Source organism: Polynucleobacter paneuropaeus (assembly GCF_003261235.1).
Lineage (GTDB): Bacteria > Pseudomonadota > Gammaproteobacteria > Burkholderiales > Burkholderiaceae > Polynucleobacter > Polynucleobacter paneuropaeus.
In genome coordinates this window covers 696,956-722,744 of sequence record NZ_CP030085.1, presented here as the reverse complement: position 1 = coordinate 722,744, position 25,789 = coordinate 696,956, and the positions used below count along the sequence as shown (strand labels likewise).

The following is a 25,789-nucleotide window of genomic DNA, read 5'->3' as shown; positions in this document are numbered from 1 at the left end:
TTCTTAGACCTTACTCAAAGTAATCGAACCAAACATAGCGCCTAACTGAGCGCTAGCTGAGGTACCAGCAGAGACGCGAGCTGCCCCAGCGGCTAAGTTTGCTTCCAGCGTAACGGACAGTTGTGTCGACAAATTGCCTTGGGCAATGGAAACTAGATCACCCTCTTTAAGGCCTAGCTCATTCATCGCAGCCTGATTCAGACCAACTTGATTACCCCGTTTTGCATCGCTAGTGCGTTGCAAGGCTGGCGCACGACGAACAATCGGATCCACTGCATAAATATTGACATCAGACACCCGCTCAAAAACATTTGCAGGAGAAATATTTCCGCTTGATATAACAGGAGATCCAGTGAACTGATTATTGAGATTGTCCACAAAGCTCTCACCCAAAGCATCGCCCAAGACTTCTTCAGGCATATTGAATAAGAAACCATCTAAGCCAAGCAAGCCACCAAGCACGCGTAGCACTTTCCAGCCTGGACGTGAATCACCCAAAGGTTTGACTGCTGGCTGAATCGTTTGTGCACTACCTTCCGCATTCACGAAAGTGGCGACTGTTTCAGTGAAGGCGCTAATAGGCAGAATCACATCAGCAGTCTCTAGCAAATCGGGGCTTGTGAATGCAGTCAATGCGATCACGGTATTGGCTTTAGCCAAAGCAGCTTTAGCTTGCTCGGGATTAGCTAAATCACGAGTGGGCTCGAGATTCATGAGAATCACTGCGCGGCGCTCACCGGATAGAACAGAATTAATACCAGCACCATTAGCCTTAACCAAGCTTGCACCAACGGCATTGCCACCTACAGGCAAGAAACCAAAAGTAGCGCCAGTTTGCTGGGCAATAAATTGTGCCAACACATGCAAATCAGATGCGTTTGGATGCGCTATGGCAGCCGAGCCCAGGAATACAGCACTGGACTGGCCGGATAAAAGACTATCGGCAATCGCTTGGGCCGCAGGAGAAATGCTAGCAGCAACACCAGCTGGAGCTGAAGCAGACTTTGCTTTTGCAACTGCTAAAGCAACTTCACCAAGACTATTCACCCAAGCACTGGGCTTTACAGCTAAACTCCTTAGCGCTGAAATCAACCAGTCATCACCACCCGCGTCGATACGGTGTAAGGCAAGACCACGCTTAGCAGCAGCACGCAGACGCGCCGCCATCAATGGCTGATCTTTACGCAAATAACTACCAATCACGAGGGCACGATCTAAGCTATCAAGCTTGGTAATCGACATGCCGAGCCAAGGTGCTTTAGCAGCGCCTTCAATATTGGATTGCAATAAACGGGTTTCAATTTGATCTGAACCGAGTCCACGCACAATCTTTTGCAAGAGGTGCAATTCTTCCGTACTGCTGATTGGGTGTGCCAATGCAGCAATCGCTTGTGGGCCATGTTCAGTTGCAATCGTTTTAAGTGAGCGTGAGACGTAATCTAAGGCAGATTCCCAATCCGTCTCCAACCATTGACCGCCCTGCTTCACCATCGGTGAAGTCACGCGATCTGCACTATTAATACCCTCATAGGAGAAGCGATCACGGTCACTAATCCAGCATTCATTGATTGCTTCGTTCTCTAAAGCAACGACCCGCATGACTTTGTTTGCTTTAGTTTGAATTGTTGTATTGCTACCCAAACTATCATGTGGGCTCACAGAACGTTTACGAGCCAATTCCCAGGTACGAGCAGCATAGCGGAATGGCTTGCTAGTCAATGCGCCGACCGGGCAAATATCAATCATATTGCCGGACAACTCTGAATCTACAGTCTGGCCAACGAAAGTAGTGATCTCAGAATGCTCGCCACGGTTAATCATGCCCAACTCCATGACTCCGGCAATTTCTTGACCAAAGCGAACGCAACGGGTGCAGTGAATACAGCGTGACATCTCTTCCATTGAAATCAATGGGCCCATATTCTTGTGAAAGACTACGCGCTTCTCTTCTTCGTAACGCGAGTTTGACTTACCGTAACCTACTGCCAAGTCTTGCAACTGACACTCACCACCTTGATCACAAATAGGACAATCGAGTGGGTGGTTAATCAACAAGAATTCCATTACCGAGCGTTGAGCTTCTACTGCTTTAGCCGAATGGGTGAAGACCTTCATACCTTGTGTCACTGGTGTTGCACAAGCAGGTAATGGCTTAGGCGCCTTCTCCACCTCAACTAAACACATGCGGCAGTTCGCAGCAATCGAGAGCTTCTTGTGATAACAGAAATGCGGAACGTAAGTGCCCAACTTATTCGCGGCGTGCATCACCATCGAACCCTGAGGAACCTCAACCGTCTTGCCGTCTAATTCGATTTCTACCATGCTCACTTTAAGTAGTCCCGTACACAATATCTTTTACAAAGGCCGCGCAGATTCTAAGCAGTGCTTATGTTCTACGTGATACGCAAATTCATCCATGTAATGCTTCAGCATGCCTCTAACAGGCATTGCTGCTGCATCTCCCAATGCACAAATCGTACGACCCTGAATATTGGCCGCTACGTCATTGAGTAAATCTAAATCTTCTGGCCGACCCTCGCCGTGTTCAATCCGGTTCACGATACGCCATAACCAACCTGTTCCTTCACGACATGGGGTGCACTGACCGCAAGATTCTTCGTGATAGAAATAGGAGAGACGTAATAAAGCACGAACCATACACCGGGTATCGTTCATCACAATCACTGCGCCTGAACCTAACATCGAGCCTGCTTTGGCAATACTGTCGTAATCCATTGTGAGATCCATCATCTGAGCGCCAGGAATAACCGGCGCAGAGGATCCACCAGGAATCACCGCTTTAATCGCCCTGCCATCGCGCATCCCACCAGCAAGCTTCAAAAGTTCCACAAAAGGAGTGCCCATTGGCACTTCATAATTTCCCGGGTAAGTCACGTCACCAGAAACAGAGTAGATTTTTGTACCGCCATTATTGGGTTTACCCATATTCAAATACGCTTGTCCACCAATTGCCATAATGAATGGCACAGCTGCAAACGTTTCAGTATTGTTAATGGTGGTAGGTTTGCCATACAAACCATAGCTCGCTGGGAAAGGTGGCTTGTAACGCGGCTGACCTTTTTTACCTTCGAGCGACTCAAGCAAAGCAGTCTCTTCACCACAAATGTAGGCACCCCAACCTGGTGCAGCATGCAACTGGAAATTGAAGTCGCTGCCCATGATCTTGTCACCCAAATAACCAGCAGCGCGTGCTTCTTCTAGCGCCTCTTCAAAGCGGGTGTAATCTTGCCAAATTTCGCCGTGGATGTAGTTGTAACCCACCGAGATCCCCATCGTGTAGGCACCAATGATCATGCCTTCGATAAGCGCATGGGGGTTATAACGCATGATGTCGCGGTCTTTAAATGTCCCTGGCTCGCCTTCATCCGAGTTACACACTAAATACTTCTGCCCAGGGAACTGGCGGGGCATAAAACTCCACTTCAATCCAGTAGGAAAACCTGCACCGCCACGGCCACGCAAAGAAGATAACTTCAATTCAGCAATGATTGAATCTGGGGTGACTTTGTCAGCCAAGATACGGCGCAACTGTTGATAGCCGCCGCGGCTCTCATAGTCCTTAATACGCCAGTTATTGCCATTGAGACCCGCCAAAATCAGGGGCTTAATGTGACGATCGTGCAAGCTGGTCATGCTGACTTCCCTTGTGCGCTAAGCTCAGTCAAGAGAGCATCAATCTTTTCATTACTCATAAAACTACACATCCGCTTGTTATTCACGAGCATCACAGGTGAATCACCGCAGGCGCCCATGCACTCACCCTCTTTCAAGGTGAAAGTACCGCAAGGGGTTGTCTCGTTGTAGCCGATACCCAATGTCTTTTTGAGATGGGTCGCTGCAGTCTCGCCATGAGTTAACTGGCAAGGCAAGTTGGTGCAGATAACCAACTTATATTTACCAACTGGCTTGGTGTCATACATATTGTAGAAAGTCGCCACTTCATCTACGGCAATGCGAGGCATTCCCAAAATCTCAGCAATGGTTTCAATCACATCGTCAGAAACCCAGCCGATTTCGGTTTGTGCTGCAATCAAAGCTGCCATCACTGCAGACTGCTTTTGTTCTGGTGGATATTTAGCGATGTTACGCTCAATATCAGCCATTGTTTGAGGGGATAGTTGAAGAATAGTCATAAGTTTGTAGCACGCTGTTATTAGCGGTCAATCTCCCCGAACACAATATCTTGGGTGCCAATAATGGTGACGGCATCAGCCAGCATATGACCACGGGACATCTCATCCATCGCTGCCAAATGAACAAAACCGGGAGCACGAATCTTCATTCGATATGGTTTGTTGGCGCCATCGGAAATCAAGTACACACCGAACTCACCCTTAGGATGCTCAACCGCTGAATAAGCCTCTCCATCAGGAACGTGAATACCTTCGGTAAAGAGTTTGAAGTGATGAATCAGCTCTTCCATATTGGTCTTCATGTCCACACGCTTGGGTGGAGAGACTTTATGGTTATCACTCAACACCGGACCGGGATTGGCTTTTAACCATGCGATACATTGTTTGATGATGCGATTGGACTGGTACATCTCTTCCATACGCACTAAATAACGATCATAAGAGTCGCCATTGACGCCAACCGGAATATCAAAGTCGAGACGGTCATAAACTTCATAAGGTTGCTTCTTACGCAAATCCCACTCGATGCCTGAACCGCGAAGCATCGGACCAGTAAAGCCCAGCTGTAAAGCACGTTCTGGTGTAACAACACCAATACCAACTAAACGCTGTTTCCAAATCCGATTATCGGTCAGGAGATTGCAATACTCGTCGACATTAGCATCAAAGCCATTCGAGAACTCTTCAATAAAATCCAATAAGGAACCGCTACGGTCTTCGTTGAGACGCTTAATTGCAGAAGCACTGCGTACTTTAGATGCGGAGTACTTAGCCATTTGCTCAGGCAAATCACGATAGACTCCGCCTGGACGATAGTAAGCTGCATGCATACGGGCACCAGAGACTGCTTCATACATATCAAAGATGGCTTCACGATCCCGGAAGGCATACAAGAAGACAGCCATCGCACCGACGTCAAGACCATGACATCCAATCCACAACAAGTGATTGAGCAAACGGGTTAACTCATCAAACATCACTCGAATGTATTGCGCGCGCACTGGCACTTCAACACCTAAGAGCTTTTCAATAGCCATCACATAGGCATGCTCATTGACCATCATCGATACATAGTCCAAACGATCCATATAGGGAACGTTCTGAATCCAGGTCCGAGTCTCAGCGAGTTTTTCAGTGGCACGATGCAATAAACCGATATGGGGGTCGGCACGCTGAATGACTTCACCATCTAGCTCGAGCACTAAACGTAAAACGCCGTGCGCAGCGGGATGCTGAGGGCCAAAGTTGAGGGTGTAGTTCTTAATTTGTGCCATGACTTAAACCGGGCCTCCATACTGCTCTTCACGCACAATGCGCGGAGTAATCTCACGCGCTTCAATGGTGACAGGTTGATAGACCACACGCTTGAGCTCTGGGTCATAGCGCATTTCCACATTACCGGTAATTGGGAAATCTTTACGGAATGGATGACCAATAAAACCGTAATCGGTCAAGAGGCGGCGCAGATCTTCATGGCCATCAAACAAAATGCCGTAAAGATCAAACGCTTCACGCTCGAACCAATTTGCACTAGCCCATACAGGGGTAAGTGAAGCAACTACCGGATAAGAATCATCTGCTGCAAATACACGCACTCTTAAGCGCCAGTTGTGGGCGATAGACAAGAGATGGGTAACAACTGCAAAACGCTGACCAGACCAAGCGCCATCACGGAAGTCTTGATAGTCAACACCACATAAATCAATGAGCTGCTCAAATCCTAAAGCAGGATCATCGCGCAACATAAGCGCTGCTTCTAAATAGCTATCCGCTTCAATAACTACGGTCACCTCACCCAAAGCAATCTCAATAGATTGGGCACGTGTACCAAGTACCCGTTCAAGATTGGCTGTAAGTTGATTTAAGCGATCTGACATCTTAAGCTTTCCGTGCAATCGTGCTGGTGCGAGCAATTTTCGATTGCAACTGAATAATTCCGTAAATCAATGCTTCTGCAGTTGGTGGGCAGCCCGGTACATAAATATCGACTGGCACAATGCGATCGCAACCGCGCACTACTGAATAGGAGTTGTGATAGTAGCCACCGCCATTAGCACAAGAACCCATCGAGATTACCCAACGGGGCTCAGGCATTTGGTCATAGACCTTACGCAAAGCGGGAGCCATCTTGTTGCAAAGTGTTCCGGCAACAATCATTAAGTCGGACTGACGTGGTGAAGGACGGAACACGACTCCAAAACGATCCAAGTCATAGCGAGAAGCACCAGCGTGCATCATCTCTACAGCGCAACAGGCCAAACCAAAAGTCATTGGCCAAAGGGAGCCATTACGAGTCCAGTTAATTAACTGATCAGCAGTCGTAGTAACAAATCCTTCTTTGAGAACGCCTTCTAGTGCCATATTGATTACTCCCAGTCGAGAGCGCCCTTCTTCCAGATATAAATAAATCCCACAATGAATTCCAATAAGAAAGTCACCATAGAGGCGTAACCAAACCAGCCAATGTCCCGCAGAGCAACGCCCCAGGGGAACAAAAAGGCAGTTTCTAAGTCAAATAAGATAAAAAGGATTGCGATGAGGTAGTAGCGCACATCGAACTTCATGCGAGCATCTTCAAAAGCTTCGAAACCACACTCATACGGAGACAGTTTTTCAGCATCTGGCTTTGAAGGAGCCAAAATTTTTCCGAGGAACATGGGGACTAAACCTACCCCAATGCCTACAAGGATGAACAGCAGAACAGGAAAGTAATTAGCGAGATTCAAAGTAATCCTGAGTTATTCCTGAGTCAATTAGCTAGTAAAACCTAAAAATGTTACAAATTATTAATTAATCCAAATTCCAAGCCACTTTTACTGCTTTTTTGGTGCCGACGGCGAGACTCGAACTCGCACAGCCTAAGCCACTACCCCCTCAAGATAGCGTGTCTACCAATTTCACCACGTCGGCATCTTGCAAAACTCATCAATTCTACTGCATTGCAGTAGAGACATGCAGGGCTAAAAGCACCTAAATCGACCTAAAAAGGCCTTTTTAGATTACTTCGGTACTGCAGGTTTGCTAGGATCTTGCGCCGGCGCTACAGGAGCTGTTGGGGCAACCTGAGTGGGTGCCACGGTACCCGACAAAACACTTTGAGGGGCAGTCTTGTGATTACCGATCCAGGTAATGCCTAAAGTACAAATAAAGAATATCGCTGCAAATACGGCAGTGGTGTGGGACAGGAAATTAGCAGAACCACTAGCGCCAAATAAGCTGCCAGAAGCGCCCGATCCAAAAGCTGCGCCCATATCGGCGCCCTTACCCTGCTGAAGGAGGACCAATAAGATCACGCCCAGAGCAGAAACCACCTGCAACACTACCAACAAAGTCTTTAACCATTCCATGACTTATCTCCAAATAAAAATTATGCCTGACAAATCGCCAGAAATTCTTGAGGATCTAATGAAGCGCCCCCAATTAAGCCGCCATCAATATCAGGCATGGCAAACAATTCAACCGCATTGTCTGGCTTAACGCTACCGCCATACAAAATCCCGACATGCGAGGCAACATCCTCATCAAACTCTGCCAGTTGCAAGCGAATAACACGATGCATATCTTGAGCAACCTGTGCACTTGCTACTTTGCCAGTGCCAATCGCCCAAACGGGTTCGTAAGCAATCAGACAATCAGCTAAACGATCTTGTAGAACAGAGACCAACTTGGCAACTTGGGAGCGTACTATTTCTACTTCTCTTCCAGAATTGCGCTCATCGGCAGTTTCTCCAACACAAATGACTGGAGTGACACCATGATCTAGGGCCTGCAAGGCTTTTTCTGCAATAAGGCCATCGCTTTCACCATGCATCTGGCGACGCTCTGAGTGACCAACAATGACATAGGCACATGCAAACTCTTTGAGCATGGCCGCACTAACTTCACCTGTAAAGGCGCCGGTTTCATGGCGTGAGACATCTTGCGCACCTAAGCTTAAAAAGGCGGCTGAACAATTCTGAATGAGATCAGCACACTGAGCCAAATACGGAAACGGTGGGCAAACCACATACTTACGACCAGCGGGCATACCTTTTTCCATACCACGGCATACCACTTGCACCCAATCCTGATTGCTCTTGAGATTGCCATTTAATTTCCAATTGGCGATAACGATAAGTGGGCGCATATCTTTAGATCATTGAACCGTTAAGACAATTTTGCCTACATGCTCTGAAGACTCCATCAAGCGATGGGCATCAGCCGCCTCTTCCAGTGAAAAAGTTTTGTAAATCACTGGTTTGAGTTTGCCCGCATTGAGCAGTGGCCAAATGCGCTCGTGCAATTGATGGGTAATTTGTTTTTTAAATGAGACGGGACGGGGGCGCAAAGTAGAGCCAGTAATGGTTAAACGGCGACGCAAAATCTGTCCTGTATTGACTTCGGCTTTTGAGCCACCCATGATCGCAATAATCACAATGCGACCATCATCGGCCAAACATTCCAACTCACGCTGCACATATGATCCAGTAACCATATCCAACACGACGTTAACGCCTTTGCCATCCGTCGCTTTTTTAATCTCTTCAACAAAATCTTGGGTTTTGTAATTGATTGCTAAGTCAGCACCTAGCTTTAGACACGCAGCGCACTTCTCATCTGAGCCCGCAGTTACAAACACTTTATGACCGAGCGCCTTCGCAATCAAAATGGCAGTCACACCAATACCACTAGAGCCACCCTGCACTAACAAGGTTTCACCTTCGGAAAGTTCACCACGCATGAAGACATTGCTCCACACGGTGTAAAAGGTTTCAGGCAAAGCAGCTGCTTCTTGATCTGAAAATCCCTTTGGGTAAGGCAAACATTGGGCAACCGGCGCGGTACACAATTGTGCGTAACCACCACCCTGAACCAAAGCACATACCTTATCGCCAAGCTTCAAGCCAAAGGCATTGTCTGCATGTGCTAAATCACCACCGACAATTTCTCCAGCAACTTCTAGGCCAGGAATATCCGATGCCCCAGCAGGCACTGGGTAGTGACCTTTGCGTTGGAGCACATCTGGACGATTGATGCCTGCAGCGAGAACGCGGATCAAGACTTCGCCAGAACCCGCAGCAGGAGCTGCAGGATCTGGGCGAGTGGCAGACACCAGCATTTCTGGTGCGCCAAACTCTTTGATTTCCATTACGCGCATGACGAACCTCGAATGAAAAACTTAGTTAGATTCTTCCGAGATTGGAGCAGTTTCTGCACCTTCAGCAGCAGTGCTACCAGCTAAGGGCTCAATCGTTCCGCCCTCATCTGCCATCGCCGCTTTGAGTGATAGGCGTAAACGACCACGCTCATCAGCAGCCAACAGTTTCACGCGAACAACTTGGCCTTCTTGTAAATAGTCTTTCACTTCCTTCACACGCTCAGTAGAAATCTCAGAGATGTGGAGCAAGCCATCTTTACCAGGAAGAATATTAACCAAAGCACCGAACTCGAGTAACTTCACAACTGGGCCTTCATAGATCTTGCCGACTTCAGCTTCAGCAGTAATGCCTTCGATACGGGCTTTTGCTTCAGCCATGCCTTCAGCACTAGTAGATGCAATGGTTACAGTTCCATCATCTTTAATGTCGATGCTGCAACCAGTCTCTTTTGTCAAAGCCTGAATAGTTGCGCCACCCTTGCCAATGACTTCACGGATCTTGTCTGGATGAATCTTGAAGCTGACCATGCGTGGTGCATGTGCTGATAATTCAGTGCGAACTGAACCCATCGCCTCTTGCATCTTGCTCAGAATATGTAAACGGCCTTCTTGAGCTTGCGCCAAGGCTACTTGCATGATCTCTTTGGTGATACCTTGTACTTTGATATCCATCTGCAAAGCAGTAATACCGTTAGCAGTACCAGCTACCTTAAAGTCCATATCACCTAAGTGATCTTCGTCACCGAGAATATCGGTTAAGACCGCAAAACGATTACCATCAAGGATCAAGCCCATTGCTACGCCAGCAACGTGCGCCTTAACAGGAACACCAGCATCCATCATGGCTAAGCAACCACCACAAACAGAAGCCATTGAGGAAGAGCCATTGGACTCAGTAATCTCTGAAACCACACGAATGCTGTATGCAAAGTCTTCTGGGCTTGGCAATACTGGAATCAATGCGCGTTTTGCTAAACGGCCGTGACCGATTTCGCGACGCTTGGGGCTACCAACGCGACCAGTTTCACCAGTAGCAAATGGAGGCATGTTGTAGTGGAACATGAAGCGATCACGGTACTCACCTTCGAGTGCGTCGATGATCTGCTCGTCACGTGCAGTACCCAAGGTTGCAATTACAAGCGCCTGAGTTTCACCGCGAGTAAACAATGCTGAACCGTGAGTGCGTGGCAATACGCCATTACGAATTTCAATTGGGCGAACCGTACGAGTATCACGACCATCAATACGTGGCTCACCATTCAAAATCTGGCTGCGCACAATCTTGGCTTCGATTTCGAACATGATGTTGCCAACGACAACTTCATCGACTTCACCGTCTTGCGCCAACTTTGCCAATACTTCTTTAGTAGTGGCTTTGAGCTTCTCAGAACGAGCGCTCTTTTGGCGAATCTGATAAGCCTCACGTAATGGACCTTCAGCCAAGGCAGTGATTTTAGCGATCAATGGCTCATCTTTAGGTGCAGGCTGCCAGTCCCACTCGGGTTTACCAGCTTCACGGACTAAATCATTAATTGCATTGATGGCAGTTTGCATTTGGTCATGGCCAAACACTACCGCGCCCAACATGATCTCTTCAGATAATTGATTTGCTTCTGATTCCACCATCAATACTGCAGCTTGTGTGCCAGCAACAATCAAATCGAGCTCACTAGTAGTTTGCTCAGTACGGGTTGGGTTCAGTAAATATTGGCCATTGGTGTAACCCACACGGGCTGCACCGACTGGGCCGCTGAAAGGAATACCAGAAACAGCCAAAGCTGCAGATGCAGCGATCAAAGCAGGGATATCCGATGGCACTTCTGGATTGATTGACAACACATGCACTACAACCTGAACTTCGTTGTAGAAACCTTCAGGGAATAATGGACGAATTGGGCGATCGATCAAACGGGAGATCAAAGTCTCGCCTTCAGATGGACGACCTTCACGACGGAAGAAACCACCAGGAATCTTGCCTGCTGCGTAAGTCTTCTCTAAATAATCAACAGTGAGTGGGAAAAAGTCTTGACCTGGCTTAGCGGTCTTAGAGGCAACTACGGTACCCATAACAACAGTGTCATCAACGTTAACAATAACGGCACCACCTGCTTGACGAGCAATCTCGCCAGTTTCCATGGTTACTTGATGATTGCCCCATTGAAAACTCTTTACTGCTTTTTTAAACATAGTCATTCTGATCTTCTCCAAATTGTTCACGCCAGACTCACATGAGCATGACGCTTGTCGTGGGATAAAGCAGTGTCACGACAACACTGGAGTGTTTGAAGATTACAAGGGATGCCATTCCAGGGAGACTCTAAATACGCAATTCAGAAACCCATTGGAATGACACGATCCCCTATACAAATAATCTTGAAGCACTCAAAAACATGCCATCTGCTTAAGACCGAATCTAGAAAGAAACAATCCTAAGGAAGATGGCATAGCAATACCAATAAGAATTACTTACGGAGACCTAATTTCTCAATCAGTGCGCGATAGCGTCCCAAGTCTTTGCCTTTGAGGTAATCCAAAAGGCGACGGCGACGTGAAACCATCTTCAACAAGCCACGACGGCTGTGATGGTCTTTAGCGTTAGCCTTGAAATGGGGGGTTAATTCATTGATTCGGGCTGTGAGCAATGAAACTTGCACTTCAGGACTGCCCGTATCGTTTGCGCTGCGCGCATTGTCTTTGACGATTTCCGCCGTTTTAATATCAGCAACTGCCATTTTCCTACTCCTTACTTGCGATCACCTGAGCTTTCACCCAACTGGTGTCGTGCGATTAAAAAACTAACAAATAAACAAAAAAGCTTTAAAAATCAAAGCCATCGAATTGTAGCAGAGCTAAGGGCTTCTGAGCCAGCACTATGGCCAAAAGAAATATTGGTATTCTGATGTCATTGAACCGATTAAATTATAAATATTTCAATTAAATCAAGGACTTATAAATGCTATCCCTGCGCAAACTGGTATTTTTAGGTATTTTTGGGCTTTTGCTGGGCAATTCCCCTGCTTTTGCCCAGTTTTCTTCCATCTTTGGCAGCGATAAAACCGTTGCCCAGCAGCGAGAAGAGATTCTCAAGAAGAATCGGGAGATCTTGCAGCGGCTCTACAAGACTGAACCCAGCTCCAAAGCCGCAGTTGAGAATGCGGTTGCCTATGCCACGTTTAGCAACTTTGGCATGAAGATTCTGATCGCCGGTGGAGGTTCTGGTAGTGGCGTAGTGATCAGCAAAAATGGCACAAAGCCTATTTATATGGACATGGCAGAAGTGCAAGCCGGTGTTGGCCTGGGCGTTAAGTCATTCCAAAATATTTTTGTCTTTCAAACGCAAACTGCTTTGAATGACTTCATTAACTCAGGCTGGACCTTTGGTGGACAAACAACTGTAGCCGCCAAATACGAAAAGGATGGCGCTGCTTATGCGGGTGCGGTTGTTGCCGCTCCAGGTTTGCTGATGTACCAATTAACAGACTCAGGCCTTGCCGCAGAGATCACCGGCAAGGGTACGAAGTATTACAAAGACTCAGACCTCAATTAAGGGGTCATCTGGGCATTGAGCTTAGCTTGGCTTGGGTCATGTAATTTATTCAAGGCTGATAAGTAGGCCTTGGCCGAAGCCGCAATGATGTCAGGATCAGTGCCGACACCATTGACAATCCGCCCGCCCTTAGCCAAGCGCACCGTGACTTCACCTTGTGACTGCGTTCCGGAAGTAATGGCATTGACTGAATAGAGCAACTGCTCTGCCCCACTTTTGGCCTTAGCTTCAATCGCATTCAAACTCGCATCGACTGGACCGTTGCCTTCGGCTTCAGAGTTCACCTCTTGATCACCCATTCGGAAAGTAATGGTTGATTTAGGACGTACGCCTGTTTCAGAATGCTGACTCAAAGAAATAAATTGATAATGCTCCGCTTTTTCAGAAGCTGCGGAGTCGGACATGATGGCAATAATGTCCTCATCAAAAATATCAACCTTCTGATCAGCCAAAGCCTTGAAGCGAATAAAGGCCTCATTCATCTCTTCTTCTGACTCAACGGCGATACCCAAGTCTTGCAGGCGTTGCTTAAATGCATTACGCCCAGACAACTTGCCCAAAACGATCTTATTAGTAGACCAACCCACATCCTCGGCACGCATGATTTCATAGGTCTCGCGGGCTTTTAAGATGCCATCTTGATGAATACCAGAGGCATGCGCAAAGGCGTTCGCACCCACTACTGCTTTATTGGGCTGAACCACAAAACCCGTAATCTGAGAAACCAATTTAGACGCCGGCACAATTTGCGTCGCATCAATGCCGCAAGTTAAATCAAAATAATCCTTACGGGTGCGCAAAGCCATTACTACCTCTTCCAATGCAGTATTACCTGCACGCTCACCTAAGCCATTAATGGTGCACTCAACTTGACGCGCTCCACCAATCTTCACACCAGCTAAAGAGTTAGCAACAGCCATACCCAAATCGTTATGGCAATGCACCGACCAAATCGCTTTATCAGAGTTTGGCACTTTGCTACGCAAGGTATGAATGAAGTTGCCATACAGCTCAGGGATGGCATAGCCTACGGTATCAGGGATATTGATCGTTGTCGCACCTTCAGAAATTGCCGCCTCTACTACCCTTGCCAAGAAATCAATCTCAGAACGATAGCCATCCTCTGCCGAGAACTCCACATCACTAGCTAAGTTTCTGGCAAAACGAATTGAGCGTTTGGCTTGCTCTAATACATCCTCAGGCGACATTCGCAATTTGACTGCCATATGCAAAGGGCTAGTAGCAATAAAGGCGTGGATACGTTTGGCATTGGCTTGCTTTAAAGCATCGGATGCACGGGTAATATCTTTTTCATTAGCACGAGCGAGTGAGCACACCACGGAATCTTTGACAGCTGCGGCAACTGCAGCGATTGCTGCAAAATCGCCCTCTGAGCTGGCAGCAAAGCCGGCCTCAATCACGTCGACCTTAAGTCTCTCTAATTGACGGGCAATTCGTACCTTTTCGTCTTTAGTCATGGAGGCGCCAGGCGACTGTTCGCCATCACGCAAGGTGGTGTCAAAAATGATTACTTTGTCATTCATCGCTACTCTCCGATTCAAAACTACGCTCTTAAAAATAAAAAACCCCAGCAAATTGCTGGGGCTGGTATGTGGTGGTTAATGAATTATTGGCGTCTCATCAACTCAGGCCTTACCCGCCCCAAGCTTTAGGCTTAGTGCTAGAAGGAGGCCGGTTAAAAGTGAGAAGTTCATCAACATGGATTTACTATACCCCAAAATTTGGGGATTAGCCAAATCGTTTAGGATTAATCATTTCCCAGGCCCAAATCACATAGCCTGAGATCGAATAAATGACGAAGAAGCCAAACAGCGTCAGGGGTGGATTGGTGGAAATCAATACAAAGCCAAGAATCATCAATACCATCACGCCAAAAGGCACCCGATAGCGCACATCTAAGGCTTTACCGCTATAGAACTTGGCATTGGAGACCATGGTTAAACCTGCATAAACGGTAATCAAAAAGGTGACCCAAGGAATCGCGTAATCCTTCACTGGGATCTTGTTGTCATCTGCTAACCAGATAAAGCCGGCTAAGAGCGATCCAGCAGCTGGGCTTGGCAAGCCCTGAAAGAAACGTTTGTCCACCACCTGGGTGTTGACGTTAAAGCGAGCGAGACGTAAAGCAGCGCCAGCACAATAAGTAAATGCAGCTAACCAGCCCCACTTACCAAGATCCTTCAAAACCCACTCATAGGCAACAAGCGAAGGCGCTACGCCAAATGAAACCATGTCTGCTAATGAATCGTATTGCTCGCCAAAGGCGCTTTGGGTATTAGTCATGCGAGCAATGCGCCCATCCATACCATCTAAAACTAGAGAAGCAAAAATCGCAATTGCTGCAATAGCAAATTCATGATTCATCGCATTCACAATCGCAAAGAAGCCGCTAAAGAGCGCTGCGGTTGTGAAAGCGTTAGGCAATAAATAGATCCCTTTATTGCGTGGGCGATGATGCGCAATTTCTTCGACCTCGTAATCCAGAGGATCACCCAGCTCTGCTGATAAGCGATCGTCAGAATGCTTGAAGTGGGAGCGAGAAGTACGACTTCTCTCGATTCGACCACGGCGTCTAAAGGTAGGCATTCTCAATTCTTTAATCTAAGCCAGGTAAACGAGCTAAAGCAGTGTTAGTTGCATAAACCCGATCGCCCACACTAACCATGGGGACTGCTGTTAGTGGCAAATAGATGTCCACTCTAGAGCCGAAGCGAATAAAACCGTAGCGCTCCCCTGCTTTGAGGCGATCACCAACGTGAACATAGCAAAGAATTCTGCGCGCGATCAAGCCAGCTACCTGCACTAAGGTCACAGTCTGACCATTAGCATCGATCACCATGGCATTGCGCTCATTCTCTAGAGAAGCTTTATCCAGATCAGCATTCACAAACTTACCTGGAAAATATTGAATCTCTTTAACAAGGCCGTTCACTGCACTGCGATTGGAATGGACATTAAAGACATTCATGAAGACGCTAATCTTTAAAGCTTCACGCTTGGCATAAGGGTCTTGAGTGACTTCAACCACTACGATACGACCATCAGCAGGAGACAGAACTAAATCGCGTCCCAATGGAGCAATTCGTTGTGGATCACGAAAAAATTGGAGAACAAAGAAAAACAAAATCCAAAGAGGCCATGACCAAGTAAAGCCACCCAAAGAGTGGACAACTAATGTCAGCACTCCCAAGACTGCCAAATAGGGCCAACCTTCTTTAGCAATCAGGGGGTGTGGATACATCATCTTTTTAGGGTCTCGCTTATTAGCTAATTAGTTCTTGGTTTGATCAACCAATTTGTTCTTGGCAATCCAGGGCATCATGGCACGCAATTTAGCGCCCACGATTTCAATATCATGCTCAGCATTCAGACGACGACGAGAAATCAAAGTAGGCGCACCTGCTTTATTTTCTAGGATGAAGCTCTTGGCGTACTCACCAGTTTGAATATCTTTCAAGCACTGACGCATGGCGTTCTTGGTATCTTCAGTGACAACACGAGGACCGGTAACATATTCACCATACTCAGCATTGTTTGAAATCGAGTAGTTCATATTGGCAATTCCACCTTCGTAGATCAAGTCCACAATCAACTTGAGTTCGTGCAAGCACTCGAAGTAAGCCATTTCTGGAGCGTAACCCGCTTCAACCAAAGTCTCAAAGCCAGCTTTGATCAGCTCAACCGCACCGCCACACAGAACCGCTTGCTCACCAAATAAGTCAGTCTCAGTTTCTTCACGGAAATTAGTTTCAATGATGCCAGCGCGGCCGCCGCCATTGGCAGTTGCATATGACAAAGCAATATCACGAGCGGCGCCAGATTTATCTTGGTACACGGCGATCAAATGGGGTACACCGCCACCCTGAGCATAAGTACCGCGTACAGTATGACCAGGTGCTTTAGGCGCAATCATGATCACATCCAAATCTGCACGAGGTTGTACTTGTCCGTAGTGAACGTTAAAGCCGTGAGCAAACGCCAAAGCAGCACCCTGCTTGATATTGGCATGCACTTCTTTGTTATAAACCTCGGCAATTTGCTCATCAGGCAAAAGCATCATCACAATATCTGCATCCTTAACGGCTTCAGAAACTTCTTTTACTGTTAGGCCCGCGTTAGCTGCTTTTTTCCAAGAGGCTCCGTCCTTACGTAGACCCACGGTGACTTTGACACCAGAGTCATTCAGATTCAATGCGTGCGCATGACCTTGTGAACCATAACCAATGATGGTGACTTTTTTGCCTTTAATGAGGGACAAATCAGCGTCTTTATCGTAAAAAACTTTCATGCTCTTTCCTTGTGTGAATAATGTTTGCTACTTCGTAATGAATCAGTTAAAAAATTAGACCTTCAAAATCCGTTCGCCACGGCCGATACCAGAACCGCCAGAACGCACAGTCTCTAGAATCGAGGCACGATCAATCGAATCGATAAATGCATCGAGCTTCATGCCGTCACCAGTCAGCTCAATCGTATAGCTCTTATCAGTGACATCAATAATGCGACCACGGAAAATATCGGTTGTGCGTTTGAGCTCTTCGCGCTCCTTACCTACTGCACGGACCTTAATCATCATCAGCTCACGCTCTATATGAGGACCTTCAGTCAAATCAAAGACCTTAACTACTTCAACCAAGCGATTGAGGTGTTTAGTGATTTGCTCAATGATGTCTTCAGAACCGACAGTCACAATTGTCATGCGCGATAAGGAAGAATCCTCAGTTGGCGCAACACTAAGAGTCTCAATGTTGTAGCCACGTGCCGAGAATAGTCCAACCACACGAGATAAAGCGCCAGGTTCGTTCTCTAATAAAACGGAAATAATGTGTCGCATTAGAGATCCTCGCTACCCAAGAGCATTTCACTAATACCTTTACCAGCTTGGACCATCGGCCAAACGTTTTCCTCTGGATCGGTTTGGAAATCCATAAATACCGTGCGATCTTTGAGGCGAATGGCTTCCTTGAGCGCACCCTCGACATCGGACTTCTTCTCAATGCGCATGCCAACGTGACCAAAGGCCTCTGCCAGCTTTACAAAGTCTGGCAAAGAATCCATGTATGAACTGGAGTAACGCTTGTTGTAGGTGAGCTCCTGCCATTGACGAACCATACCTAAATAACGGTTGTTCAAGGACACGATCTTCACGGGTGTGTTGTATTGCTTACAGGTCGACAGCTCCTGAATACACATCTGGATCGAGCCCTCGCCAGTAACGGTGAAGACATCTTTGTCTGGGAAGGCTTTCTTAATCCCCATGGCGTATGGCAAGCCCACGCCCATGGTGCCTAGACCACCCGAGTTAATCCAGCGACGGGGTTTGTCGAACTTATAAAACTGCGCTGCCCACATTTGATGCTGGCCAACGTCAGAACAAATAAAGGCGTCACCACCAGTGAGCTCCCAGAGCTTTTGAATCACGTACTGTGGCTTCACAATTTGTGACTGCTCGTCATATTTCAAGCAATCTTTTTTGCGCCATTCATTAATCTGTGTCCACCACGCTGCAAGCTTGGCATCGTTCTTGCGAGGACCAGCTGCTTTGAGCTGTGCAGTCATCTCTTGCAACACTTCTTTGAGGTTGCCAACGATGGGAACATCGACCTTCACCCGCTTGGAAATTACAGACGGATCGATATCGATGTGGATGATCTTACGAGGATGACTTGCGAAGTGTTCGGTATTACCGATCACACGATCGTCAAAGCGGGCGCCAATCGCAATCAGCACATCGCTGTGCTGCATTGCCATATTGGCTTCATAGGTGCCGTGCATACCCAGCATGCCTAAGAACTGCGGACTGGTTCCTGGGAAACCGCCTAAGCCCATTAGGGTATTGGTGACGGGGTAACCTAAGAGGTCTGCAAATTCTTTTAATTCTGGTGCAGCATCGGCCAAGATGATGCCACCACCGGTGTAGATGTAAGGACGCTCTGCTTCTTGCAACAAAGTAACCGCTTTACGGATTTGACCGCTATGGCCCTTCACAACCGGGTTGTAGGAACGCATCTCCAGAGTTTCTGGATAAACAAATGGTCCTTTGGTTGCAGAGATATCCTTTGGAATATCGACCAAAACTGGACCAGGTCTTCCAGTGCGTGCAATATGGAAAGCCTTCTTCAAGACGAGTGGCAAATCCTTGATGTCTTTGACCAAGAAGTTGTGTTTCACCACTGGGCGAGTAATACCCACAGTGTCTGCTTCTTGAAAAGCATCTTCACCAATAGCGTAAGTTGGCACGTTACCGCTGATGATCACCATCGGGATCGAGTCGGTATAGGCAGTCGCAATCCCGGTAACGGCATTCGTTACTCCTGGACCAGATGTCACCAATGCAACACCAACCTTACCAGTAGCACGCGCATAGCCATCGGCCGCATGAACGGCTGCTTGCTCATGGCGAACCAGGATATGTTCAAACTTATCCTGTTTAAAAATTTCATCATAGATAAAGAGCACTGCTCCACCAGGATAGCCCCAGACAAATTCAACGCCTTCTGCGTGCAAAGCATGCACGAGCATTTCGGCACCGATCATTTCGGGTACTGGGGTATTGGAGTTTGCTGAGTCTTTATTAGCTGTTTTAGCTAAAAATTCTGCGCTGCTTGTATTCATTTTCTTTCGTCCTTTGCAATTTTCGGCAAAAAATTGTTTGGTCTGTTCTGTCCCTGGCTTATGACCCGGGTTCGAACGGCGCTGCTGCCAAAGAAAGCCACTTCTTGAATGAGTTTCTCGGCAGTAAGCCCTCTATTCTATAGCAATCCCCTAAAATAGCTCAACCAATACCGATTCAGGTCTAATCCATTGCATGGCATCAGCCCAAGAACTATCTGACTTTCTAAGCAGTATTGAGCAGCGCGCTTTTAAACAAGCGGTCTACGCTGTGCGAGACGACGATGCCGCTCTGGATATTGTTCAAGACGCCATGATCAAATTGGCTGAAAAGTACAGTGATCGGCCAGCAGGCGAGCTTCCTCTGGTCTTTACCCGGATTTTGCAAAACCGCATCCATGACTGGTTTAGACGGCAAAAGGTCAGAAATGCCTGGGTAACCCTGTTTTCCAGTATGGGCAAAAAAACCGATGAAAACGATGATTTTGACCCTTTAGAGCAGCTTTCTGCCCCTGATGACAGCCAAATTCATCAGGATGGGTCCCAAAAAATGGAACAAAGTCAGCTTTTACAGGCTTTGGAGTCAGAAATATCTAAATTACCTGTCCGTCAACGAGAAGCCTTCCTCATGCGTTATTGGGATGAGCTTAGTATTACTGATACTGCCAAAGCCATGAATTGCAGCGAAGGTAGTGTAAAAACACATTGTTCGAGAGCAACTCAGTCTTTAGCTAAAGCATTGAAATTAAAAGGAATTACCCTGTGAACCGCGCCAAACATGACAATTTGACCTCTACAGAAGCTGACCGTTTCGGCCTAGCGAGCGCTGCCCTATTGCGTCAGGGAGCACAAAATTTACCTGCGAATATCAAAGACCGTCTTTATGCCGCCCGTATGAAGGCGCTTTCTGTGAGTAAAGCCCAGAAGGTAGCAGTTCGTTCTAACGTATTGGCTGGTAATGCTGGCAATTGGTCATCACACTCTAGCCCGTTATGGGATAGCGTGAGATGGGCCGCTCCCGTGGCCTTTTTGGTTCTTGGTCTCTATGGTATCGCGCAGTGGCAACAAGATTCCCGAATCAATGACATTGCCCAAGTCGATGCGGCCTTGTTGACCGATGACGTTCCGCCAGATGCCTATGCTGATAGTGGCTTTTTGAGCTTCTTGAAGAACGGCCCTCTTTCTGATTTAGATTCTGATTCTGATTCGGATTCAGCCTCCTTAGACCCTTCTCATCGCTAAGCCATCGCCGATACTAAGTCGGCTCTATTGAACGCATGCATCACTTCTTCAAAAATCATCTTGCCAGCAGCTTAACCCTGCTGGCTCTTTGTTTTTCTGGACCTATGGGTTTACATAATGCTCAAGCTCAAGGAGCAGCAGCTGGTGGCGCTCCGGCCCACGCAAAAGCATCAGGTGTTCCAGAAAAAACGACTGATGGCACTTGGGACGGACTCAAGCCAAATCAGCAAGCCATTCTGGCTCCGCTTGAAAACGATTGGGATTACTTGAATCCTGAGAGCCGCAAGCGTTGGATACAAGTAGCGAATCTCTACCCCAAGATGAGTGAACAGGAGCAACAACGACTTCAATCCAGAATGACCAGCTGGTCCAATCTGTCTCAAAAGGACCGTCGCCTAGCGCGCGAGAACTATCTTGCCAGCCTCAAGTTCCCTGCAGATAAAAAAGTAGAGGCCTGGAGTGCCTATCAAAAACTGAGTGAAGAGCAAAAAAAGAAATTGGCTAAGCTGGAGGCAAGCAAAAAGAAACCCAATGCCGTGAGCTCACCCACATTAGTACAACATCCCATTACTCAAAAATCGGATATTGTGATTAAGCCATCTCGTACACCAGCGAACCCTAGTGCGGGCTCACCTGAAGCTAGCGGCGACAACCCCGCTAACTCAAATCCGTATTAAGCAAACTACATGACTCCTGCTGAGTTAAATGTATTGCCTGCACCACTATTTTGGCGGCGCGTATTTTGCACCCTCTATGAGCAACTCGTTTTATTAGGTGTTGTAGCCTTAACTTTCTTATTGCCCAACTTAGCATTGGGTCTCTTGTTTGGCGTCTCCCTGCCAAGCTGGCTCACTTTTTTATACCTCTACCTTGTGCTGGGCATTTATTTTGTTTGGTACTGGGCCAAGACGGGACAAACTTTAGCAATGCAAACTTGGCGGATTCGCTTGATTGCGGTCAATGGCATGGCGCCTACTCGAGCTCAAGCACTACGTCGCTATGTTTATGGCTCTCTTTGGCTATTGCCCTGCATCGGTATCCAGTTCTGTCTTGATCTACATCGTTGGCAGATTATTGAAATGCTATTTTTTGTGGCACTCTTTTTATGGCCACTGAGCATCTACTTCGATCGGGTCAGCCCAAATATGCGCCAAGGAATACCCGATCGATTGGCGGGAACACGTCAGGTGATCTTGCCATCCAATCAGGTGAAATTAGGCTAAGTGTCGCTTTGGCTTATTGCCCAATCGGCTTAGGCAGCTTAGCAGCATATTGGTTAAGCTGAACTTCATAGAGCTTTAAGATTTCTGCTAAAGCTTCTTGCTCACCCTGCACTAAGGCAGCTGGCGTGTTATTAACCAATGCGACGCGCTTGGTATAGCGGTTGCTAGCAATCAAAGGCTTTTCAATTCCAGCAGTAGTGACTGTTAAGAAGAACTCAACCGTCACAACCGCTTCAGGACGCACACGATAGTCGCCATAAAACTCTTCAACACTCGCTTGTAAAGTATAGAAAGGGAAAAAGCTTGTACTTTGCCCTACCGTCATCGAGAAAATATTGGCTTGATTCATCCACTGACGGGTTGCATTAGAGACCATCTCATTAGGTAAGGCCGCATAAACGTTATAAAAATCTTTTTCATAACGGTTGTCACCCAATCGATAGACCAAGGACTTACCATCAAATGGTGTTGTTACGGATACCGATCCCATGCGCAACCAAATATCTGTTCGAGGCTGACGTGCTGGTCCAGTTCTCGTTGGTGAAACCAGCCAACTCGAGCTTTCAATTGGTGGACGACTCGGTAAACCACAAGCCAATAAGGTGCAAACCGATATGCCACACAGGATGAGTTTTATCAAACTACTGTTCTTCAATGGAATCAATCTCATTTTTGCTCTCCTGCTGCGCTATTGCCTTGCGTGCTATTCATAGGCAGAATAATTTTGGGAGGTGGCTCACCCCAGATCAAACTAGAAGGTGAGCGACTAGCAATACGGGTCAGCTCATTAAGCTGTTCACTGGCCTGTTTAATATTTTCAACCGTGACTTCAGTATTACCCTGCACGCTCGTGAGAGTCTGGCGCAATGAGACCATTGCCCCAATCAGTTCACGCGTCAGAATTTCTAGCTCGCCTTTATCGGTAACCTTAGCGATTCTGGCTAAAAGAACATTTAACTCTTGCACGGATTGCACTACCCCTTGATTGCTCTTACCATCGCCTGCCATCAAGATATTGAGGTTTGTAAGTAACGCATCAAACTTTTTCTGGGTTCCCTGCAAGTCAGCCTCACTGAGCGAGGCCACAATCTTTTGCAAGCCTGAAATAATTTGGTCTGCCTGATTAGGCAAAGATGGCACAACGGGATAATCTGGATCCCAGTCATATTTTAGAGGTGGATAGGCAGCCGTATCAGTAGGAGAGTCGAAGTCAAACTCAACATAGCTCACACCGGTAATGCCAGAAGACTTGATGCGGGCTCGCAGGTTTTCTTTAATAAACGTATCTAGGGCCTTGCCATCAATTTTTTCACCAAAGATCTTCATTCGGATCACAACGTATTCGTTGCGGTCAGTCATCTTGGTTCTCTTTTCATAGATATCGCCAGATAAACCAATCAAAGTGACCTGCCCAAGTCTAACCCCCCGAAAGCGGACAGGCGCTCCTACATCAAGACCAGTAACAGATTGTTTGACATAAGTTTCAACAGTGAACGAGGGTTTGAAAAAGCGCCCTCCTCCAAAAATCAAAATGATCGCGATTAACACTCCGATGGCAGACAGGACAAATACGCCTAAACGGAAATAATTGGGATTAGCATTTTTAATCATGCGACTTCCTTGCTCATGATGCGGTTAAAGAATTGATGCACTCTAGGGTCTGGACTGGTATCTCGTAAAACTTTAGGGTCACCTTCAGCAATAATGCTTTTGGTTTGCTTATCCAACATGATGACCTTATCGGCAATCGCGTAAATACTGGCTAGCTCGTGAGACACCACCACAAAGGTAAAGCCAAGATTTTTGGAGAGGTCCAAGATCGTGCTGTCCAGATCAGCTGAAGTAATTGGATCAAGACCAGCAGAAGGCTCATCCAAAAAGAGAATTTTGGGATCCAATGCCATCGCCCGCGCAATTGCAGCACGCTTTTGCATACCACCACTAATTTCGTTGGGCATATAACTTTCGTAAGGCAATAGACCCACTAGGTCTAATTTACAACGGGCCAACAACTGCATTTGGGCTTGAGTGAGTTGGGTATATTCCTCCATAAAGAGGGTCACGTTATCAAGCAGATTCATAGAGCCAAATAAAGCACCCTGCTGATACATCATGCCAAAGCTAGTCATGATTTTTTGGCGCTCTGCCCCAACCGCAGTGGTAATATTTTGACCCTCGATCAGCACATCGCCAGCGAGGGGTTGGTGCAAACCATTTAAGTTAGTGAGAAGGCTGGACTTGCCACAACCAGAGCCGCCTAGAATCACAAAGATTTCTCCGCTATTGACGGTGAAATTGAGATTCTGCAAAAGGACATTTGAGCCATAACCTACAGTCAGATTTTTTACCTCGATAGCTGGTGTCGTGATCATCAGAAGCCCGTCTTATAGGAAATAAAGGCAAAGATACCGTCGACCAAGACGATGAGTACAATACTGCTCACCACTGCACGGGTGGCGGAGATACCCACAGCTGCAGCGCCAGTGCCAGTTTGCATACCACGCAAGCAACCCACAGCAGAAACGACGACACCAAAAAGCGTGGCCTTGACTAATCCAGACATGACATCTTCTATTGCAACCACCTGCACCATACCGTTATAGAAGTTCACCATTGGAACGCCATAAATGATGAGGGTCAGTGCAGAAGAAAATACGCTCACAATATCTGCAAAAAGAGTCAAAATTGGGGTTACTAAAATGCCAGCCAGTACACGCGGCACAATTAAGAAACGAATGGGGCTCAAGCCACCGGTTACCAAAGCATCTACTTCGTTGTTGACAGTCATAGTGCCAATCTCTGCAGCAAAGGCGGCTGACGATCGACCCGCTAATAAGATCGCTGTGATCAATGGGCCCAGTTCACGAAAAATTCCTAGGGAGACCAAAGGGCCAACAAATGAGATCGCGCCAAACTGCTGCATGCCGATCGCAGATTGAAAGGATAAAATCACGCCGATCAAGAAAGCCACTAAACCCACAATTGGTAAAGCCGCAATACCGGCTTGGACAGCAGCGTTGACGAAATCGCCCCAGCGAACATGAGCTGGATTGCGGAGCGACCAGAATAAGTCTGCCGAAAGATGGCCAGTGAAAGAGATCAGGCCCGCTGTATCGTCTAAAAAGTTTTGGGTTGCCATCCCAGTACTGACCACAAAACTTCTTTTGGGTTTTACGATTGGAGCTGGAAATAAATTGGCGATAGGATCAAATTCTTTTAGGAGCGGTTCATAACGGGGATCTAATCCTGTAACTGCAAACTGCCCTCCTGCCGTTTTTTGCGCTTCCTCAACATCAATCAGAAAAGCAAAACCTGATCCATCCAAGGAAGTGACTTCACTCGCATCAAATGTGAGGATGGGATTTTTACCTTTTGACTGCAATAGCCAAGCATCTTGTTGTTCGCGAACCTGAGTCCATGTATGGGCTAAGGTATAGACATTCACCCTGCCCTTTAATGCTACTTTGGCATTCAAGGAATCGAGCAAAATCCACTCCGCTACCGGGGAGTCTGGGTTTGCTGTCGCTTTAGGTGATATCGCCTGGGAAACGATCATGGCCTTACTATAAGGGATCTATATGAAAGCCATAAAGAAAAGGGCCCAGTTTTTACACTAGGCCCTTGATATTTTGGTGCGGCTGGCAGGAATTGAACCCACGACCCCTTGGTTCGTAGCCAATACGTCTGATTGATACTTTACCTATATAAATCAATAGCTTATAGGAAATAATTTGCATAACAGGATTGATGCTTTGGAGCTCCTAAACTATTTGGGGCTAAAAAATAAAATCACAAACGTTCCTATAAGGAACATTGCAACTATTAAATATAGCCACTAAATCAGCATACTTCT

27 protein-coding genes and 1 tRNA gene are annotated in these 25,789 nt (G+C 47.0%); 5 read left to right on the top strand and 23 right to left on the bottom strand.

From position 1 onward, the window contains the following. Positions 1–3: 3 nt before the first annotated feature. From nuoG to rpsO, 13 genes are all read right to left on the bottom strand, one after another. Positions 4–2,322 carry an NADH-quinone oxidoreductase subunit NuoG gene (gene nuoG, locus Pas1_RS03900; protein ID WP_112294559.1) on the bottom strand — a complete coding sequence of 773 codons (2,319 nt, stop codon included), beginning with the start codon at positions 2,320–2,322 and terminating at the stop codon, positions 4–6. Positions 2,323–2,355: 33 nt separating this feature from the next. After that, entirely contained in the window at positions 2,356–3,654 is a 1,299-nt protein-coding gene (gene nuoF, locus Pas1_RS03895) for an NADH-quinone oxidoreductase subunit NuoF (RefSeq protein WP_112238362.1), read from the bottom strand. Further along, on the bottom strand, positions 3,651–4,154 hold the full coding sequence (gene nuoE / locus Pas1_RS03890; RefSeq protein WP_112294558.1) for an NADH-quinone oxidoreductase subunit NuoE: 504 nt from the start codon (positions 4,152–4,154) through the stop codon (positions 3,651–3,653). The genes nuoF and nuoE overlap by 4 nt, the downstream gene beginning before the upstream one ends. A 20-nt stretch (positions 4,155–4,174) precedes the next feature. After that, entirely contained in the window at positions 4,175–5,428 is a 1,254-nt protein-coding gene (locus Pas1_RS03885; protein ID WP_112204341.1) for an NADH-quinone oxidoreductase subunit D, read from the bottom strand. 3 nt (positions 5,429–5,431) lie between these two features. Then, on the bottom strand, positions 5,432–6,031 hold the full coding sequence (locus tag Pas1_RS03880; protein ID WP_112204343.1) for an NADH-quinone oxidoreductase subunit C: 600 nt from the start codon (positions 6,029–6,031) through the stop codon (positions 5,432–5,434). Position 6,032: 1 nt separating this feature from the next. Continuing rightward, positions 6,033–6,515 carry a NuoB/complex I 20 kDa subunit family protein gene (locus Pas1_RS03875; RefSeq protein WP_011902891.1) on the bottom strand — a complete coding sequence of 161 codons (483 nt, stop codon included), beginning with the start codon at positions 6,513–6,515 and terminating at the stop codon, positions 6,033–6,035. A 5-nt stretch (positions 6,516–6,520) separates the two neighbouring features. Beyond that, a complete protein-coding gene (locus Pas1_RS03870) occupies positions 6,521–6,880 on the bottom strand; it encodes an NADH-quinone oxidoreductase subunit A (RefSeq protein WP_112204345.1) in 360 nt (119 codons plus the stop codon). 99 nt (positions 6,881–6,979) lie between these two features. Further along, a tRNA-Leu gene (locus tag Pas1_RS03865) sits at positions 6,980–7,064 on the bottom strand. A gap of 89 nt (positions 7,065–7,153) precedes the next feature. Next, on the bottom strand, positions 7,154–7,501 hold the full coding sequence (secG, locus tag Pas1_RS03860) for a preprotein translocase subunit SecG (protein ID WP_112204347.1): 348 nt from the start codon (positions 7,499–7,501) through the stop codon (positions 7,154–7,156). A 20-nt stretch (positions 7,502–7,521) separates the two neighbouring features. Continuing rightward, positions 7,522–8,280 (bottom strand): triose-phosphate isomerase, encoded by a 759-nt coding sequence (gene tpiA, locus Pas1_RS03855; RefSeq protein WP_112204349.1) that lies wholly within the window; start codon positions 8,278–8,280, stop codon positions 7,522–7,524. Between the two features lie 9 nt (positions 8,281–8,289). Further along, positions 8,290–9,291: an NAD(P)H-quinone oxidoreductase gene (locus tag Pas1_RS03850; protein WP_112204351.1), complete on the bottom strand. Its 1,002-nt coding sequence runs from the start codon at positions 9,289–9,291 to the stop codon at positions 8,290–8,292. A 21-nt stretch (positions 9,292–9,312) separates the two neighbouring features. Beyond that, positions 9,313–11,484, bottom strand: a complete 2,172-nt coding sequence (gene pnp, locus Pas1_RS03845; protein WP_112294557.1) for a polyribonucleotide nucleotidyltransferase — start codon at positions 11,482–11,484, stop codon at positions 9,313–9,315. Positions 11,485–11,753: 269 nt separating this feature from the next. Beyond that, positions 11,754–12,023, bottom strand: coding sequence for a 30S ribosomal protein S15 (gene rpsO, locus Pas1_RS03840; protein ID WP_112204355.1), 270 nt, complete (start codon positions 12,021–12,023; stop codon positions 11,754–11,756). Positions 12,024–12,244: 221 nt separating this feature from the next. Between rpsO and Pas1_RS03835 the strand changes: the two genes are divergently transcribed. Beyond that, positions 12,245–12,838, top strand: a complete 594-nt coding sequence (locus Pas1_RS03835) for a lipid-binding SYLF domain-containing protein (protein WP_112204357.1) — start codon at positions 12,245–12,247, stop codon at positions 12,836–12,838. On the opposite strand, the gene Pas1_RS03830 is transcribed toward Pas1_RS03835, so the two are convergent. From Pas1_RS03830 to Pas1_RS03805, 6 genes are all read right to left on the bottom strand, one after another. Then, a complete protein-coding gene (locus Pas1_RS03830) occupies positions 12,835–14,382 on the bottom strand; it encodes a 2-isopropylmalate synthase (RefSeq protein ID WP_112209336.1) in 1,548 nt (515 codons plus the stop codon). The two genes, Pas1_RS03835 and Pas1_RS03830, sit on opposite strands and share 4 nt — an antisense overlap. 205 nt (positions 14,383–14,587) lie before the next feature. Then, on the bottom strand, positions 14,588–15,445 hold the full coding sequence (gene pssA / locus Pas1_RS03825) for a CDP-diacylglycerol--serine O-phosphatidyltransferase (RefSeq protein ID WP_112209337.1): 858 nt from the start codon (positions 15,443–15,445) through the stop codon (positions 14,588–14,590). A 10-nt stretch (positions 15,446–15,455) separates the two neighbouring features. Continuing rightward, a complete protein-coding gene (locus tag Pas1_RS03820) occupies positions 15,456–16,103 on the bottom strand; it encodes a phosphatidylserine decarboxylase (RefSeq protein ID WP_112238370.1) in 648 nt (215 codons plus the stop codon). 27 nt (positions 16,104–16,130) lie between these two features. Continuing rightward, entirely contained in the window at positions 16,131–17,147 is a 1,017-nt protein-coding gene (ilvC, locus tag Pas1_RS03815; RefSeq protein ID WP_112204364.1) for a ketol-acid reductoisomerase, read from the bottom strand. A 54-nt stretch (positions 17,148–17,201) separates the two neighbouring features. Then, positions 17,202–17,693 carry an acetolactate synthase small subunit gene (ilvN, locus tag Pas1_RS03810; RefSeq protein WP_112204366.1) on the bottom strand — a complete coding sequence of 164 codons (492 nt, stop codon included), beginning with the start codon at positions 17,691–17,693 and terminating at the stop codon, positions 17,202–17,204. After that, positions 17,693–19,474, bottom strand: a complete 1,782-nt coding sequence (locus Pas1_RS03805; protein WP_112294556.1) for an acetolactate synthase 3 catalytic subunit — start codon at positions 19,472–19,474, stop codon at positions 17,693–17,695. The genes ilvN and Pas1_RS03805 overlap by 1 nt, the downstream gene beginning before the upstream one ends. 193 nt (positions 19,475–19,667) lie before the next feature. Here Pas1_RS03805 and Pas1_RS03800 point away from each other — a divergent pair, with 193 nt between their 5' ends. Genes Pas1_RS03800 through Pas1_RS03785 form a run of 4 tightly spaced genes read left to right on the top strand, consistent with a single transcriptional unit; the run spans position 19,668 to position 21,936 of the window. Further along, the gene (locus Pas1_RS03800) at positions 19,668–20,237 is read left to right on the top strand and encodes an RNA polymerase sigma factor (protein ID WP_112238374.1); all 570 of its coding nucleotides are present in this window, start codon (positions 19,668–19,670) and stop codon (positions 20,235–20,237) included. Continuing rightward, a complete protein-coding gene (locus Pas1_RS03795; protein ID WP_112294555.1) occupies positions 20,234–20,713 on the top strand; it encodes a DUF3619 family protein in 480 nt (159 codons plus the stop codon). Before Pas1_RS03800 ends, Pas1_RS03795 begins: the two co-directional genes overlap by 4 nt. Before the next feature lie 35 nt (positions 20,714–20,748). Beyond that, positions 20,749–21,390: a DUF3106 domain-containing protein gene (locus Pas1_RS03790; protein WP_192874764.1), complete on the top strand. Its 642-nt coding sequence runs from the start codon at positions 20,749–20,751 to the stop codon at positions 21,388–21,390. A gap of 9 nt (positions 21,391–21,399) precedes the next feature. Beyond that, complete coding sequence (locus Pas1_RS03785; RefSeq protein WP_112294554.1) at positions 21,400–21,936, top strand: RDD family protein; 537 nt, start codon at positions 21,400–21,402, stop codon at positions 21,934–21,936. A 13-nt stretch (positions 21,937–21,949) separates the two neighbouring features. On the opposite strand, the gene Pas1_RS03780 is transcribed toward Pas1_RS03785, so the two are convergent. From Pas1_RS03780 to Pas1_RS03765, 4 genes are read right to left on the bottom strand one after another with little or no spacing between them, the layout of a single operon-like run. Next, on the bottom strand, positions 21,950–22,606 hold the full coding sequence (locus tag Pas1_RS03780; protein WP_112294553.1) for a PqiC family protein: 657 nt from the start codon (positions 22,604–22,606) through the stop codon (positions 21,950–21,952). Then, positions 22,603–23,547, bottom strand: a complete 945-nt coding sequence (locus Pas1_RS03775; protein ID WP_112294552.1) for an MlaD family protein — start codon at positions 23,545–23,547, stop codon at positions 22,603–22,605. Before Pas1_RS03775 ends, Pas1_RS03780 begins: the two co-directional genes overlap by 4 nt. After that, complete coding sequence (locus tag Pas1_RS03770; protein ID WP_112294551.1) at positions 23,544–24,308, bottom strand: ABC transporter ATP-binding protein; 765 nt, start codon at positions 24,306–24,308, stop codon at positions 23,544–23,546. Before Pas1_RS03770 ends, Pas1_RS03775 begins: the two co-directional genes overlap by 4 nt. Continuing rightward, positions 24,308–25,492, bottom strand: coding sequence for an ABC transporter permease (locus Pas1_RS03765; protein WP_112294550.1), 1,185 nt, complete (start codon positions 25,490–25,492; stop codon positions 24,308–24,310). Before Pas1_RS03765 ends, Pas1_RS03770 begins: the two co-directional genes overlap by 1 nt. Positions 25,493–25,789 lie beyond the last annotated feature (297 nt).

Coding starts and splice junctions, on each gene's coding strand:
- nuoG (WP_112294559.1), bottom strand. CDS start 2,322: ATGGTAGAAATCGAATTAGACGGCAAGACGGTTGAGGTTCCTCAGGGT.
- nuoF (WP_112238362.1), bottom strand. CDS start 3,654: ATGACCAGCTTGCACGATCGTCACATTAAGCCCCTGATTTTGGCGGGT.
- nuoE (WP_112294558.1), bottom strand. CDS start 4,154: ATGACTATTCTTCAACTATCCCCTCAAACAATGGCTGATATTGAGCGT.
- Pas1_RS03885 (WP_112204341.1), bottom strand. CDS start 5,428: ATGGCACAAATTAAGAACTACACCCTCAACTTTGGCCCTCAGCATCCC.
- Pas1_RS03880 (WP_112204343.1), bottom strand. CDS start 6,031: ATGTCAGATCGCTTAAATCAACTTACAGCCAATCTTGAACGGGTACTT.
- Pas1_RS03875 (WP_011902891.1), bottom strand. CDS start 6,515: ATGGCACTAGAAGGCGTTCTCAAAGAAGGATTTGTTACTACGACTGCT.
- secG (WP_112204347.1), bottom strand. CDS start 7,501: ATGGAATGGTTAAAGACTTTGTTGGTAGTGTTGCAGGTGGTTTCTGCT.
- tpiA (WP_112204349.1), bottom strand. CDS start 8,280: ATGCGCCCACTTATCGTTATCGCCAATTGGAAATTAAATGGCAATCTC.
- Pas1_RS03850 (WP_112204351.1), bottom strand. CDS start 9,291: ATGCGCGTAATGGAAATCAAAGAGTTTGGCGCACCAGAAATGCTGGTG.
- pnp (WP_112294557.1), bottom strand. CDS start 11,484: ATGACTATGTTTAAAAAAGCAGTAAAGAGTTTTCAATGGGGCAATCAT.
- rpsO (WP_112204355.1), bottom strand. CDS start 12,023: ATGGCAGTTGCTGATATTAAAACGGCGGAAATCGTCAAAGACAATGCG.
- Pas1_RS03835 (WP_112204357.1), top strand. CDS start 12,245: ATGCTATCCCTGCGCAAACTGGTATTTTTAGGTATTTTTGGGCTTTTG.
- Pas1_RS03830 (WP_112209336.1), bottom strand. CDS start 14,382: ATGAATGACAAAGTAATCATTTTTGACACCACCTTGCGTGATGGCGAA.
- pssA (WP_112209337.1), bottom strand. CDS start 15,445: ATGCCTACCTTTAGACGCCGTGGTCGAATCGAGAGAAGTCGTACTTCT.
- Pas1_RS03820 (WP_112238370.1), bottom strand. CDS start 16,103: ATGATGTATCCACACCCCCTGATTGCTAAAGAAGGTTGGCCCTATTTG.
- ilvC (WP_112204364.1), bottom strand. CDS start 17,147: ATGAAAGTTTTTTACGATAAAGACGCTGATTTGTCCCTCATTAAAGGC.
- ilvN (WP_112204366.1), bottom strand. CDS start 17,693: ATGCGACACATTATTTCCGTTTTATTAGAGAACGAACCTGGCGCTTTA.
- Pas1_RS03805 (WP_112294556.1), bottom strand. CDS start 19,474: ATGAATACAAGCAGCGCAGAATTTTTAGCTAAAACAGCTAATAAAGAC.
- Pas1_RS03800 (WP_112238374.1), top strand. CDS start 19,668: ATGGCATCAGCCCAAGAACTATCTGACTTTCTAAGCAGTATTGAGCAG.
- Pas1_RS03790 (WP_192874764.1), top strand. CDS start 20,749: ATGCATCACTTCTTCAAAAATCATCTTGCCAGCAGCTTAACCCTGCTG.
- Pas1_RS03785 (WP_112294554.1), top strand. CDS start 21,400: ATGACTCCTGCTGAGTTAAATGTATTGCCTGCACCACTATTTTGGCGG.
- Pas1_RS03780 (WP_112294553.1), bottom strand. CDS start 22,606: ATGAGATTGATTCCATTGAAGAACAGTAGTTTGATAAAACTCATCCTG.
- Pas1_RS03775 (WP_112294552.1), bottom strand. CDS start 23,547: ATGATTAAAAATGCTAATCCCAATTATTTCCGTTTAGGCGTATTTGTC.
- Pas1_RS03770 (WP_112294551.1), bottom strand. CDS start 24,308: ATGATCACGACACCAGCTATCGAGGTAAAAAATCTGACTGTAGGTTAT.
- Pas1_RS03765 (WP_112294550.1), bottom strand. CDS start 25,492: ATGATCGTTTCCCAGGCGATATCACCTAAAGCGACAGCAAACCCAGAC.